This window comes from Polaromonas sp., assembly GCF_029945895.1.
Taxonomy (GTDB): domain Bacteria; phylum Pseudomonadota; class Gammaproteobacteria; order Burkholderiales; family Burkholderiaceae_C; genus Polaromonas.
In genome coordinates this window covers 17187-31285 of record NZ_JAQSDL010000015.1, presented here as the reverse complement: position 1 = coordinate 31285, position 14099 = coordinate 17187, and the positions used below count along the sequence as shown (strand labels likewise).

At 64.6% G+C, this 14099-nt stretch carries 11 protein-coding genes; 3 read left to right on the top strand and 8 right to left on the bottom strand.

The genetic code is table 11. The annotated features are described in order from the left end of the window. Positions 1-23 precede the first annotated feature (23 nt). Positions 24-1760, top strand: coding sequence for a thiosulfohydrolase SoxB (gene soxB, locus PSV33_RS02045; protein WP_300558013.1), 1737 nt, complete (start codon positions 24-26; stop codon positions 1758-1760). A 285-nt stretch (positions 1761-2045) separates the two neighbouring features. On the opposite strand, the gene PSV33_RS02040 is transcribed toward soxB, so the two are convergent. Together PSV33_RS02040 and PSV33_RS02035 are read right to left on the bottom strand one after the other, a co-directional pair. After that, the gene (locus tag PSV33_RS02040; protein WP_300558010.1) at positions 2046-3260 is read right to left on the bottom strand and encodes a phospholipase A; all 1215 of its coding nucleotides are present in this window, start codon (positions 3258-3260) and stop codon (positions 2046-2048) included. Then, complete coding sequence (locus tag PSV33_RS02035) at positions 3254-3790, bottom strand: hypothetical protein (protein ID WP_300558007.1); 537 nt, start codon at positions 3788-3790, stop codon at positions 3254-3256. Before PSV33_RS02035 ends, PSV33_RS02040 begins: the two co-directional genes overlap by 7 nt. Positions 3791-4070: 280 nt before the next feature. Here PSV33_RS02035 and PSV33_RS02030 point away from each other — a divergent pair, with 280 nt between their 5' ends. Then, entirely contained in the window at positions 4071-4889 is an 819-nt protein-coding gene (locus tag PSV33_RS02030; RefSeq protein ID WP_300558004.1) for a phosphate/phosphite/phosphonate ABC transporter substrate-binding protein, read from the top strand. A 40-nt stretch (positions 4890-4929) separates the two neighbouring features. Here the strand turns inward: PSV33_RS02030 and PSV33_RS02025 are convergent, their stop codons facing one another. Then, the gene (locus PSV33_RS02025) at positions 4930-7050 is read right to left on the bottom strand and encodes an ATP-dependent helicase (RefSeq protein ID WP_300558001.1); all 2121 of its coding nucleotides are present in this window, start codon (positions 7048-7050) and stop codon (positions 4930-4932) included. A 133-nt stretch (positions 7051-7183) separates the two neighbouring features. Here PSV33_RS02025 and PSV33_RS02020 point away from each other — a divergent pair, with 133 nt between their 5' ends. Then, positions 7184-8137: an AEC family transporter gene (locus PSV33_RS02020; protein ID WP_300557998.1), complete on the top strand. Its 954-nt coding sequence runs from the start codon at positions 7184-7186 to the stop codon at positions 8135-8137. 117 nt (positions 8138-8254) lie between these two features. On the opposite strand, the gene priA is transcribed toward PSV33_RS02020, so the two are convergent. The 5 genes from priA to PSV33_RS01995 all read right to left on the bottom strand — a co-directional run bounded on the left by priA (position 8255) and on the right by PSV33_RS01995 (position 14093). Next, the gene (priA, locus tag PSV33_RS02015) at positions 8255-10462 is read right to left on the bottom strand and encodes a primosomal protein N' (protein ID WP_300557996.1); all 2208 of its coding nucleotides are present in this window, start codon (positions 10460-10462) and stop codon (positions 8255-8257) included. A 365-nt stretch (positions 10463-10827) separates the two neighbouring features. Then, positions 10828-11928 carry a uroporphyrinogen decarboxylase gene (gene hemE / locus PSV33_RS02010; protein WP_300557993.1) on the bottom strand — a complete coding sequence of 367 codons (1101 nt, stop codon included), beginning with the start codon at positions 11926-11928 and terminating at the stop codon, positions 10828-10830. 265 nt (positions 11929-12193) lie between these two features. Further along, entirely contained in the window at positions 12194-12955 is a 762-nt protein-coding gene (locus tag PSV33_RS02005) for a hypothetical protein (protein WP_300557990.1), read from the bottom strand. 47 nt (positions 12956-13002) lie between these two features. After that, on the bottom strand, positions 13003-13461 hold the full coding sequence (locus tag PSV33_RS02000) for a CoA-binding protein (RefSeq protein WP_300557987.1): 459 nt from the start codon (positions 13459-13461) through the stop codon (positions 13003-13005). Then, entirely contained in the window at positions 13458-14093 is a 636-nt protein-coding gene (locus PSV33_RS01995; protein WP_300557985.1) for a thioredoxin family protein, read from the bottom strand. The genes PSV33_RS02000 and PSV33_RS01995 overlap by 4 nt, the downstream gene beginning before the upstream one ends. Between the last annotated feature and the right edge of the window lie 6 nt (positions 14094-14099).

Genomic DNA, 14099 nt, shown 5'->3' with positions numbered 1-14099 from the left:
AATAATTCAGTAGTTGCAGATTTATGAATTTAACAAAGCGCGAATTTTTCCAGGTTCTGGGCGCGGGCACCATGGCTGGCATGGGCCTGGGCACCTACGCCGAAGCGGATGCCGCGACGGCCTCCAACGGGCTGTACGACATTCCCAAATTTGGCACGGTGTCGTTTCTGCACATGACGGATTGTCATGCCCAGCTCAAACCCATCTACTTCCGTGAGCCCAATGTCAATCTGGGCATCGGTGACATGAGGGGCAAGCTGCCGCATCTGGTCGGTGAGCACCTGCTCAAAGTGGCCAAAGTCCGCCCCGGTACCGCAGAAGCCCACGTGCTCACCTACCTCGATTATGAAAAGGCTGCACGCCGGTACGGCAAGGTCGGCGGATTCGCGCATCTGGCGACGCTGGTCAAGCGCCTGAAGGCAAGCCGTCCCGGCGCGCTGCTGCTTGACGGCGGTGACACCTGGCAGGGTTCGGGCACCGCGCTGTGGACCAATGGCCAGGACATGGTCGATGCCTGCAAACTGCTGGGCGTGGACGTCATGACCGGTCACTGGGAGTTCACGCTGGGCATGGAGCGCGTGAAGGAAATCATCGAGAAGGATTTCGCGGGCAAGGTCGACTTTGTGGCGCAGAACGTCAAGACCAACGACTTTGGCGACCCGGTTTTCAAGCCTTATGTGATGCGTGAAATCAATGGCGTTCCCTGCGCCATCATTGGACAGGCCTTCCCGTACACGCCGATTGCCAATCCACGTTACATGGTTGCCGACTGGGCCTTCGGCATCCAGGACGAAAACATGCAGAAGATGGTGGACGAGGTCCGTGGCAAGGGTGCGCAGGTGGTGGTGGTCCTGTCGCACAACGGGATGGACGTGGACCTGAAGATGGCCGGCCGGGTGACGGGCATCGACGCCATCATGGGCGGCCACACCCACGACGGCATGCCGGTGGCTTCGCTGGTCGGCAACAAGGGCGGCAAAACCATTGTCACCAACGCCGGTTCGAACAGCAAGTTCCTGGGCGTGCTCGACTTTGATGTCAAAGACAGGAAGGTCCGCGATTTCCGCTACAAGCTGCTGCCGGTTTTTGCCAACATGCTGCCGGCCGACCGCGAGATGGATGCGCTGATCACCAGGGTGCGCGCGCCGTATGAAGCCAAGCTGTCGGAGAAGCTGGCCATCACCGAAGGCACGCTGTACCGACGCGGCAACTTCAACGGCACGGGTGACCAGTTGCTGGTCGATGCGCTGATGGATGTCCAGGGGGCTGACATCGCGTTTTCACCGGGTTTCCGATGGGGCACCAGCCTGTTGCCGGGGCAGGCCATCACGCGTGAGTGGATCATGGACATGACGGCCACCACCTACTCCTATGCGACCCTGACCGAGATGTCCGGGGAGACCATCAAGACCGTCCTGGAGGACGTGGCCGACAACCTGTTCAACCCCGACCCCTATTACCAGCAGGGTGGCGACATGGTGCGCGTGGGCGGCCTGCAATACAGCTGCAACCCGATGGCCGGCATGGGCAAGCGCATCGACGAGATGCGCCTCAACGGCAAGCTGATCGAAGCCGACAAGAAGTACAAAGTGGCTGGCTGGGCGCCAGTGGCTGAAGAGGCCAGGAGCCAGGGCAACAAGCAGATGTCGGAGATCGTGGAGACCTGGCTCAAGTCCCAGGGTGGCAAGGTCGGCACCCGCAAGCTCAATACACCCACGCTTTCTGCCGTGTTGCCCAATCCTGGCTACGCGCCGGTGTGACCTGAACGCTTGTCCCCACCGATGACGACCGATGACGAGGCCGCCATCGGGCAGGACCTGCTGCGCAAGGCACCGGGTCGATTGCAAACGCCCGGGGTGCCCGGTTTGAATGCCACGGCCGCGCTATGCTATTGAATTAATAGCTGCACACGCCCGTTCCTGCTGGGCTACAGGCTTATTTGATGAAAGGAATCGCGCGACGGCTGCGGTTGACCGGCTCTGGTCGGCAGGCAGGCCGTCGGGACATTCTCCGCCTGCGGCAGCGCGGCGGACTGCTGGTCCGTCCTACCAGTCCACCAGGCTCAGCCCGACGCTGAGAACCGTCCTGCGGCGGTTGTAGTCGACCAGGCTGTCGCCGTAGCCGCTGAACAGCTGCACGTGGTAACGCAGGGCCGCGCTATCGGCGATCGAGGTGGACGCCTTCATCCATTCCAGCCTGGCCGATCCGCGGGCTTCGGATCGGAGCGAATGGCGCAGCGTCAGGCCCAGGGTGTGCGTGCGGTTGATCTGCCAGTGCCCGGCCAGTTCGGCCCGGCCGATGTAGTCGGCGATGCCGGGATTGTCGTCCTGGCCTGAGGACTCGCGCAAGCGCTGCCACACGCGCGCCTGCAGGTCCAGCCGGCTGTCGCCGCCCAGTTCCTTTTCGGCTGCGCCCATCAGGTAGACCCGGTTCCAGCTGCGTGACAGCGGCAGGCTTTGCCCATTGGACTGGTGGTTCAGGCCGAGGCCGCTCAGGCGGTACTTCCAGCCGCCGGGCAGGGCGATCTGATGCGGGTAGATGTACACCAGTTCGGGCTCATGGTCGGTGGTGCGGAAGGGCCGGGACACGGAGCCGTTGAACAGTTGCCAGTAGCTTTGCTGGGTGTAGCCGACCCACAGCGAATCGCTGCCGTCTTCTTCATCGCTGCCCGAGGCCAGCAGGCCCTTGGCGATTTTTGTACGCACCGACAGCTGCAGCCGGGCCTCGGCGCGCCGGTAGTTGAACGGCGTGGTCACCGTGTGGCCCGGCGCGGGCGAGGACGGCTGGTTGTTCACGCTGTTCGAGCCGGTCCACATCAGGCTGATGGGGCGGTAGCCGCGCAGGCCGAAGGTGTCGCAATCCGTGCCGCGCTGCAGTTCCCAGAAGCGGGACAGCTCGGAGTATTTGGTGTTGCGGCAGCCGATCTTCTTGCCATCCGGGGCTTCGGTGTTCATGGCTGGCAGCAGCAGGACCTGGGCGGACTTTTGCCCGGTATCGGGATTGGCCGGCGCGGTAGTCAGGCTGGGCGGCGGCGTGTCTGCGGGCAATTGCGAGTCCGCCCAGTTCTTGAAACAGGCCAGTTGCGCCGCTGCGTCGCCGCTCATGGCGTGGCAGGCCTGCCAGCCGTGGCGGTTGTTGCGCTCCTGCAGGGTGGGGCTGGTACTGCCGGTCTGTGCCTGCACCGCGCCTGAGGCCAGCAGTGCTGCATATAACCAGGCTGCTGCAAGGCGCCTGCGTTTTTGTTGGGTGGTGACTACCATCCGGAGACCCTCTCCAGCGTGAACGGTACATCGGGCGCGTCGGCCGGGGCGCTGCTGCTCATGTCCTTCCAGGTCCCGGAGATTTTTCTTCCGCAGGACCCTTCCACCATTTTGCCGTTCCATGCCCCGGTGATGCTGACGCCGTTGGAGGACTCGTCGAGGGTCAGGTGTCCGTCTTCCAGGTCGCCGGCCAGCCGGGCCGTCGCCGCGTGGCCGCCCTGCGCGGGTTGGACGGCCGTGGACCCCAGCTCGCGGGTGACGACGCCGGCCACGCTCTCGCTGAATTCTGCGTGCCGCTCCAGGCGCAGCATCGCGTCGGCAGGCAAGCCTGCCGGCGCTGGCGCGAACCGGACCCGCCATGTGCCGTGGATGTAAGCCGCCTTGAGTTGCGTAACGGGCGGACAGGCCGACATGCCGGGCGACCCTGCGCGCGGTGCCTGTCGGTCCGGGTTGCTTTGACCGTTTGCCACGGTGATGACGGCGCTGGCAGCTATAAAAAAGAGAGCAGATCTGGGAAGGGTCAGTGTCATGGTTATTTTCAGGGGCGGTGCCGTCTGGCTGCGGAGCTCTCGGAGCCGCAAGGCAACCGGAGACTGTACCGCAGTCCACCGGAAAATCCGTTTCCCCTCTGCCTTCGCGCAGGCCGTTTTGCCGCCATGCTTTATGCATGAAAGCAACGCTTCCCGGTCCAAACGACGACTCATGGGCCATTCGGTGTTTACACCTACCTGAAAGAGGTCCAAAGTACCTAAAGTGAAACAATATGTAACTGCAAGTGGGTATTTTTAGTTAATTTTCAGGGAGAAAACAATGAATAGACGTTTATGGGTTGGTGCGCTGGCTCTGTTTCTGGGAGCTGGTCAGGTGTGGGCGCAGAGCGGTCCGCTGCTTTTCGCGGTTAACGAGGGCGTGACTTACCGGGTCAATCCGGGAGCCACCGTCGAGCGCTTCAAGGAGGTTTCCGACGACCTCAGCAAATTGCTCAAGCGACCTGTCAAGGTGCAGGCGGTGACCGACTACAAGGAACTCGCGGCGGGCCTGGCCGAACAACGCTACGACCTCGCCTGGGTGCACCCGGCGCACCACGCGATCCGGGCCATGACCAAAAATGGCTACAACCTGGTGGCACTTACGAAGGGGTTTACCGAATACCGCGCGTCCTTCATGGTGCGCGGCGACTCGCCCCTGAAAACGCTGGCCGACCTGAAGGGCATGAAAGTGGGGGCGCCTGACGAAGATTCGATCACGTCGGTGATCATGCGGGCCACGCTGCGTGACGCCCTGGGCCCGCAGCCGCTGGAAACCACCTATGTCAAGTTGCAGGACGCCGTGCCCTTCATGGTGGAACACGGCTTGGTCAAGGCAGGCGTCAGTGCTTCGCGTGCGGTGGTCAAGGACTGGCAGGACAAGGGCGGCAAAGTGCTGGCAACCAGCAAACCCGTGCCGATCAAACACCTGCTTGCCAGCGGCAAGATGTCGGCCGCCCAGCGCGCCCTGGTGACCGAGTACTTTGTCGGTCTGGCTCAGAGCGCCGAAGGCAAGAGACGCCTGGAAGCCCTCAATGTGCAGGGTTTCATCGAGTTCGACCAGAACGCGCTGGTCGGCATCGGTACGTGGCTGGGGATCTGAACCCAGGGGCGGCGCCCGCCAGGGCGTCAGCCCCGCTGCTTTAACGCTCTTCGGCTGCAGCCGCGGCCGCCAGGGCGTCGGCCGATTTTTTGGCAAATTCAGCGCGCAGGGCCCTGATTTTCTCGCGCGGGTCTTCCCTGACCGTGGCCTTGTCGAGGCCCATCTCGGCAATAAAGCGGCTGGGGACGCCGGCGACGGTGTCGCGCCCCTTCTTCCGGCGGCGCAGCCAGTTCACCGCCAGCGTGAACTGGGCCCGGGTGATGCCGACGTACATCAAACGCCGCTCTTCTTCGAGACGCTGCGCAATGTCGCCGGTATTGGTCCCGTCATCGTCTTCGAGCTTGAAAGGCAGCAGGCCTTCGTTCACGCCAGCCAGCACCACATGCGGCCACTCGAGTCCCTTGGCCGCGTGCAGCGTGGACAAGGTCACCACGTTCTGGTCGCCTTCGCGCTCGCTGATGGTCGACAGCAGGGCAATCGTCTGCACCACCTCCAGCATGGTCTTGGTTTCCGCGGCCACCACCGCGCCCGAGGTGTCGTCGATCTGCCCGCCGCAGCGCTGCGCCATCCAGTCGCAGAAATCCATCACGTTGGTCCAGCGCGCGGCGGCGACGTTCTCGCTGTCCTCGCTGTCGTAGATGTGCTTTTCGTAGTCGATGTCCTTGAGCCAGGCGGTGAGAAAAGCGCGCGCATCCTCGGCGCCCACCGTGCGTCTGGCGCGGTATTCGAGGTCGTTGAGGTAGCGGCCGAACTCATGCAGCGACCCGACCGCCTTGGCCGGCAGGACGGCACTGAGGGAACTGCTGAACAGCGACTCGAACAGGCTCAGCCTGTACTGCTCGGCAAAGGTGCTCAGCGCGCCCAGGGTGGTGTGGCCAATGCCGCGTTTGGGCGTCTTGATGGCACGGATGAAGGCGGCATTGTTGTCGTTGTTGACCATCAGCACCATCCAGCTGCAGAGGTCCTTGATCTCGGCGCGGTCAAAAAAGCTCTGCCCACCCGAGACTTTGTAGGGAATTTGTGCCTTGCGAAAGGCCTTTTCAAACGGCTTGGCCATGTGGTTGGCGCGGTACAGCACGCAGAAGTCTTTCCACTCTTTGTGCTGGCCGCCCACGGCCTGCAGCGTGCCTTCGGCGCGCAGGCTCTGGATGCGCGCCACCACGCGTTCGGCTTCATGTTCCTCGCTGTCGCAATCGACCACGCGCACCGGCTCGCCTTCGCCCAGTTCGCTGAACAGCGTCTTGGGAAACAGCTTGGGATTGGGGGCGATCACGTTGTTGGCCGCGCGCAGGATGGCGCTGGTGGAGCGGTAGTTCTGCTCCAGTTTGACCACCTTGAGCTGGGGGTAGTCCAGAGGCAGCTTTTTCAGGTTGTCCAGGGTGGCGCCACGCCAGCCGTAAATCGACTGGTCGTCGTCGCCCACGGCAGTGAAACGCCCCCTCGGACCGACCAGCAGCTTGAGCACCTCGTACTGCGTCGCGTTGGTGTCCTGGTATTCGTCGACCAGCACATGGCCCATCGAGGCCTGCCACTTGTCGCGCACGGCGTCATGCTCGCGCAGCAGCTTGAGCGGCAGCCCGATCAGGTCGTCAAAGTCCACACTCTGGTAGGCCGTCAGGCGCTCTTCGTAACGCGCCATCACGCGTGCCACCAGGCGGTCCTCGTCGCTGGCTGCCTGGGCTTCAGCCTGGGCCGCATTCAGGCCGCTGTTCTTCCAGCCGCTGATGGTCCATTGCCATTGCCGCGCCGTGGCGGCGTCGGTGCTGCCGCCAGCGTCCTTCAGGATGCTGGTCACGTCGTCACTGTCCAGAATGGAAAACTGCTTCTTCAGCCCCAGCACCTCGCCGTCCTGGCGCAACATGCGCACGCCGAGCGCGTGAAAGGTGCAGATCAGCACGCCCCTGGCGGGCTGGCCGATCAGTTTTTTGGCGCGTTCGCGCATCTCCGCTGCGGCCTTGTTGGTGAAGGTAATGGCCGCGATCTCCTGCGGGGGCAAGCCGGCCTGGATCAGGCGGCCAATCTTGTGCGTGATCACCCGTGTCTTGCCGGAACCTGCACCTGCCAGCACCAGACAGGGGCCATGCATGTAGTTGACGGCTTCCTGCTGGGCGAGGTTCAGGCCGTGGGCCTGGGGCGATGCAAAGGGCGGGGGGGACGACATGCAGTGAAAAGGGGCGAACAGGAAGGGCCGAAGCGGTTGCAGCCACCGTCACAGGGCTGGCTGAAAGATGGACGCAAGCGGGCCATCATAGCCAGTCCGCTGGGCGGCCTCTTTGGCGGTGACAATACGGCTTGTGCTAAGCATTCTCCTGATCACCTTTCCCTTCTTCGCGCTGGTGCTGTGTGGCTATCTGGCGGCGCGGCGCGGGTTGCTGCCGCAGGCTGCGATTCCGGGCCTGAACACCTTTGTGCTGTATTTCGCGCTGCCCTGCATGTTGTACCGCTTTGGCGCGAACACGCCGGTGGCGCAGCTGCTCGACGGCGGGCTGGTGGCCGTGTACCTGCTGTGCGCGCTGATCATGGTGGCGTTCACGATTGCCGTGACGCGCAACCTGCGCATCGGCTGGAACGACGCCTCCTTCGGCGCGCTGGTCGCGGCTTTCCCGAACACCGGTTTCATGGGCGTACCCCTGCTGGTGGCGCTGCTGGGCGCGCAGGCGGCGGGGCCAGCCATCGTCACCATCGTGGTGGACCTGCTGGTGACAAGTTCGCTGTGTATCGCCCTGTCGCGGCTCGATTCTGCCGATATCCATGGCGCGGAGGTGGCGGCGAAGAACGCACTCAAGGGTGTGGCGCTGAATCCCATGCCCTGGGCCATCCTGCTGGGCGCCCTGTCGTCGGGACTGGGACTGGCCCTGCCCGGACCGGTGATGCAGACGGTGGGCCTGCTGGCAGATGCCGCCTCGCCGGTGGCGCTGTTCACGATAGGCGCGGTGCTGGCGCGTTCGCAGATGAACAGCGTGGAAACCATACCGCTGAAAGACTATGTGCCGGTGGCGCTGATCAAGCTGGTCCTGCACCCGCTGCTGGTGGGCCTGGTGGGCCTGGGCGCCATCCAGCTGGGTGTGCCGCTGCAGCCTTTTGCCCTGACGGTGATCGTGCTGGTGGCCGCCCTGCCGAGCGCCAGCAATGTGTCGCTGCTGGCCGAGCGTTTCGGCGCCAACAACGGCCGCATCGCGCGCATCATTCTGGTGTCGACGGTGTTGGCGTTTTTCACTTTTTCAGGCGCCGTCGCACTGCTGACCTGAGGCTCCCGCAGAAGCCTCTTCAGACCAGCCGGGGCCGTGGGTCCGGCTCAGCCGGGCCGCAGGCGCAGCGCCCCCTCGGGGGGCAGCGTAGTACGCGAAGCGACAAGCGCGGGGGCTTTATATTGCCAGCGGATCCACGTCGATCGCCCAGCGCACCAGGCTTTTGAATTCGGCCTGCCTGCGCGTCTCGTGCAGCACCGGCTGCCAGGCCGCCAGGAAACGCTGCAGTGCCGCGCGTGAGGGGCTCTCCACCAGCATTTGCGCCCGCTCGATATTCGCCACGCGCTGGATGGTCATGGGCACGGCCGGGTAGGGGGTGACGGCGTCGATGCCCGGAAGCTGCTGCGCCTGCGCCACGGCGGCAGCCGCATTGAGAAACCCCTGGGCCACCGCCTGCTCCCGGGCCTCGGCGCGCACCAGCGCTGAAAAACCGAAGGGCGACATGCCGGCCGCCTCGCGCTCCTTGAGTTCCTGCGCCGCAAACGCCGGGTAGTCGTGTTTTTTCAGCGCGGCGAACAGCGGGTGCTGCGGATGGAAGGTCTGCACCCACATCTCGCTGGCTTCGCCATGGTCGGCGTCGCGCCCGGCGCGCCCGGCGGCCTGCATGAGCAGGCCGAACAGTCGCTCGGGCGCGCGGAAGTCGCTCGAGAACAGCGCGCCGTCGGGGTTGATCGCCGCGACCAGCGTGATGTGACGAAAGTCATGGCCCTTGGCAATCATCTGCGTGCCGACCAGCACATCGACCTCGCGCGCGTGCACGCTGGCCAGCTGCGATTCGAGCGCGCCCTTCAGGCGCGTGGTGTCGGCGTCGATGCGCGCAATGCGCAGGGGGCTGCCGTCGGGCCGCGTCACACCCGCCAGCAGTTCGGCGATGTGTTCCTCCAGCCGCTCCGTGCCCTTGCCTACGGGCGCAATGTCGATGTTGCCGCAGGCCGGGCAGGCGCGCGGCACGCGTTCGGTGAAGCCGCAGTGGTGGCAGCGCAGCGTGCGGTCTATCTTGTGGAAGACGCGGAAGGCGCTGCAATGCGGGCACTCGCTTTTCCAGCCGCAGTCGTGGCAGGCCAGCACCGGGGCGTAACCGCGCCGGTTCAAAAAAATCAGCGACTGCTCGCCGCGCGCGATGCGCTGGCCGATGGCGTCCAGCAGCGGCGGGGCAATCGTGCAGTGTTTGGGCTGGTGGTTCATGTCGACCAGCCTGACGGCAGGCAGGCTGCCCTGTTGCTCCACGCCCCCGATTCGTTCGTTCATCGTCAGGCGCTGGTAACGGCCCACCACGGTCGCCTGCCAGCTTTCCAGCGAAGGCGTCGCCGAACCCAGCAGGACACGACAGGCCCCCACGCTCCCCGCTGCGTCTGGTTCGCTGCTCCTGCGGCCCGGCCAAGCGGGTCCCGCGGTCCCGGCTGGCAAGGGAGAAGCCTCAGCGCCCTCACTGTCACCGGCGTGTGATCGTGAGCTTTCCAGCATCGCCCGGTAAACCGCCAGATCCCGCGCCGAATAACGCGCGCCTTCCTGCTGCTTGTAGCTCGGGTCATGTTCCTCGTCGACGACGATCAGGCGCAGATTGGGCAGCGACGCAAAAATCGCCATGCGGGTGCCCAGCACCAGCCGCGCTTGGCCGGCGTGGGCGGCCAGCCAGCTCTTGAGCCGCTGCGCCGGTGTCAGGCCGCTGTGCAGCGCCACCACCTGGGCCTTGCCGAGGTGCGCAAAACGTTCCTCGAAACGTGCCTGCAGCTGGGGCGTCAGGTTGATCTCGGGCACCATCACCAGCACCTGGGCGGTGGGGTCCTGCGCCAGCACGCGGGCGGCGGCTCGCAGGTAGACCTCGGTTTTTCCGCTGCCGGTGGCGCCAAACAGCAGCGCCGGCCGGGTATCGGCATCAAATTCGGCGATAGCCCTTTCCTGCTCTGCGCTGAGTGCTATTAAATCAGTAGTGTCCGGGGTGTCTGGCGCCGGAGCCACCGGCCGCTTGAGCCGGCGTGCCAGCTGCACGGTGCTCAGTTCGCGCAATTGCGGCGGCAGCGCGGCCAGTGCCACCTCGCCGAGCGAGCGCTGGTAGTAGTTCGCGGTGAAACCGACCAGCCGCCGCCAGGTGGACTGCAGGGGCGCCAGGCCTTCCAGCGCGCCCAGCACCGCTTTGGACTGGCTTTCCGGCAGGTCGCCGCTGTCCGGCAAGACCTCCCACACCACACCCAGGACTTCACGTTTGCCCAGTGGCACGCGCACCAGGCTTCCCGGCAGAAGCGGCCACTCGCTCCGATAGGTCAGCGGTCCGGCCACGCTGCTGTGGGCGGGGGTGGCGACAACAATGCTGAGCCAGTACCTCATTTTCGGATGAATCGATTGGAAGAACAGAAGGGATAGTTAATGAGATAGTCCTCAGATACATTTTCGAACATCGCTCTAAGTGCTTGATTTAAAAAAGCTTTGGCGGTCTTCCAAGGTTTCTGTGGATAACTTTGTTGATAGATTGCTCTGGCGCGCGCCGGGGCCTTATAAATCAAGGCTTTTCTTAAATTGCCCGCAAAAAAAGCAGTTTGAAGATCCTATATGAATCAAGCACTTAGCGGCGCTATGGCTTTGATAGCGGGAGGCCGGCCTGTTACAGCTTCATGCGGCACCGCAGCACAAAATTTGTGAATAAGTCGGGTCTGCGGCGCCTGGATTTGTGCTAACGGACGGCAAAACCTGCATCAATGCGGGTTTCCCGTGCGCATGCGGCGGGAATACGCATGGACGGCACGGACCAGCACCTCCACGCTTTCGGGCGGGGTGTGCTGGCTGATACCGTGGCCCAGGTTGAAGATATGGGTGGGGCCGCTGCTGTGCAGGTCTGCATGCGGCTGGCCAAAACTGTCCAGCACCGCGGCCACTTCCTTCTCGATCTGCGCCGGGTTGGCGAACAGCACATTCGGGTCCAGGTTGCCCTGCAGCGCCATGCGTGCACCGACCCGTGCACGCGCCTGGGCCAGGTTGACGGTCCAGTCCAGGCCCAGCACCTCGCAGTCGAGTCCGGCCATCTGCTCCAGCCACAGGCCGCCGCCCTTGGTGAAGACCAGGCGCGGAATGACCACGCCCTCATGGCTGCGCTTGAGCTGGCTCAGCACGCGCTGGGTGTAGGCCAGGCTGAAGGTCTGGAAGGCCGCGTCGGCCAGCACGCCGCCCCAGCTGTCGAAAATCATCACCGCCTGGGCACCGGCCTCGATCTGGGCGTTCAGGTAGGCCGCCACCGCGTCGGCGTTGATGGCCAGCATTTTGTGCATCAGGTCGGGGCGCTGGTACAGCATGGTCTTGACCAGACGGTAGTCGTCCGAACCGGCACCCTCGACCATGTAGCAGGCCAGCGTCCAGGGGCTGCCTGAAAAACCGATCAGCGGCACGCGGCCATTGAGCGCCTTGCGGATGGATGTGACGGCGTCGAAAACATAACGGAGTTTTTCCATGTCCGGCACTTCGAGTTGGGTCACGGCGGCTTCGTCGCGTACCGGCGTCGCAAAACGCGGACCTTCGCCGAGCGCAAACGACAGGCCCAGGCCCATCGCGTCGGGCACGGTCAGGATGTCGGAAAACAGGATGGCTGCGTCCAGCGGGTAACGCTCCAGCGGCTGCAAGGTGACTTCAGTGGCGTAGTCGGGCGACGTCGCCAGACCCATGAAACTGCCGGCCTTGGCCCGGCTGGCGCGGTATTCCGACAGGTAGCGTCCGGCCTGGCGCATCAGCCAGACGGGGGTGTAATCGGTGGCCTGACGCAGGCAGGCGCGCAAAAAGGTGTCGTTTTGGAGGGGAGCAAACATGCTTGTATTGTCTCAGAGCCGTGAATCTTTCTACTGCGCGGGCCGATCTGGTGCCCGCGTGGCGGAGCGGCGGAGTTTTGAGTCAAGCAGGGGCCGCGGGACCGGCTTTGCCGGCCCGCAGGCGCAGCGGCCCCCTCGGGGGGCAGGGAGTTACACGCAGTGAACGACCGTGGGGGCTATGTTTTTCCGCCGGGCCGCCCCAAGGAAAAATGCGCCCCCCTCGGGGGGCAGCGAACCACACGAAGTGGGGAACGTGGGGGCCTGTCTAACGGACCGGCAGAAACTGCAGAAAGGAAGCGCCCGCCAGGCTCTGCACATAGGTGATCACGGCGCGGCGGTATTTCTCGGTCAGGACTTCGGAGAGCAGGTCGAGCCGGCCGATGACCTTGCCGAACTCGCGCTCGAAACTGAGGTTGCGTTCGCGTTCGGAGATCTCATCGGCCAGCAGCAGCGGCTGGCCGGCCGGGTTGCGCCGCGAGGCCAGCAGCCAGACGGCCGATTCGATGTTGCGCGCCGCGTTGTAGATGTACTGCGCGTCCAGGCTGTCAACCAGGTAAAAATCGGTTTTTCCGTTGTGCGCCACGATCAGCATGTCGGCGCTGGCATACACAAAAGCGGCCACCCGGTCGCCCTTGAAGTCGGGGCTCAGCGCCAGCGACAGGGCGGCGATGTCGCGTTTGCCCTGCAGCTCCGGCCAGGGTGTGTGGCTGTCGATGGCGCTGCGCACGCGCTGGACCGCTGCCTCGCGGCTGGTGCTGCCGGTCTTGCGCCATTCGGCGGGGTTGCGCCGGTACAGCTTGTCGAGTAGGCGGTACAGGCTGCCCAGGTTGTCGCGCATGCCCAGGGTGGCCATGCGGTTCACATCCGATTGCGCCAGCTCGCCCGAGGTCAGTGGCGCCACCTGCGTCTCGCCGCGGTGTGTCGGGGCGGTCTGCAGGCAGCCGCCCAGCAGCAGCAAGGCCGGCAGCCACAACAGGGGCAGCAGGGTCGACAGGGACGAGTGCACAGGCCGGTGCAGGGAGGACATGCGGCGATTATCCCGGAGCCGCGCGCGGCGCAGGGGCCGCGCTCCCCTCAGCCGCCCCGCGTCGCCAGCAGGCCGCGCGACTGCAGCACCTTGTGGTCGACCTTGATGCAGTGGTCCTGCACCACCAGCAGGCCCGCCGCTTCGGCCTGGGCGGCGGCCGCCGGGTGGCGGATGCCTAGCTGCATCCAGACGGCCTTGGCGCCAATGGCGATGGCCTCGTCAACGATGGGCGGAATGTCCTCGCTGTTGCGAAAACAGTTCACCAGGTCGATGTGTTCGTGCTGCGCCGCTTCCGTCAGGCTGGCATAGGCTTTTTCACCGAGCACCTCGCTGACATTCGGGTTGACCGGGATGATGCGGTAACCCTGGCCCTGCATGTAACGCGCCACGTCGAAACTGGCGCGATGCGGTTTGGGCGACAGGCCCACCACCGCAATCGTGCGGCAATGGCTGAGGATGTAAGGCAGACGTTCGGCCGGCGGCACCGGGGTCGCGCCGGAACTCACGCCTTGTCCTTGTATTTGATCGAGCAGCCGTAGGCCCGGCTGCTCGCCACGCTGAGGGCCTTGCCAGCCAGTGCTTCGTTCAAGCCCTGGCGCACATAGTTGGTCGCGGTCCGGATGTCGTCCACGCGGGCGGAAGGCACGCTGTCGATGGCCCCGGCATAAACCAGCTGGCCTTGCGGGCTGATGATGTACATGTGCGGCGTGGTCCGGGCGCTGTAGAGCTGGCCGATGCTGCCCGAGTCGTCCATCAGGGTGGCACTGGCCGCTGCCTGTTTGCCTGCCATCCAGCCGGCGAGCCTGGCGGGCGCCAGGTAGTCGCCGCTGCCGGTGTCGGTCGAGTTGACGGCCAGCCAGACCACCCCTTTGCCAACGGCCTCTTTTTGCAGGCCCTGCATGTTGCCGTTGTAATGTTTCTGCACAAACGGGCAGCCGGGGTTGGTCCATTCCAGCACCAGTTTGCCCTTGTAGTCGCTGAGGCGGTGGGTTTTTCCGGCGGTGTCCAGCGCCGAAAAGTCTGGCGCGGCCTGGCCGACAGCCACCGCTGCATGGGCGGTCTGCGTGAAGCTTGCAGCCCACGGCGCGGTGAGCAGGGCGCCGGAAAAGAGGCGGCGATTGACAGGGTGGTTCAACATGGCTGG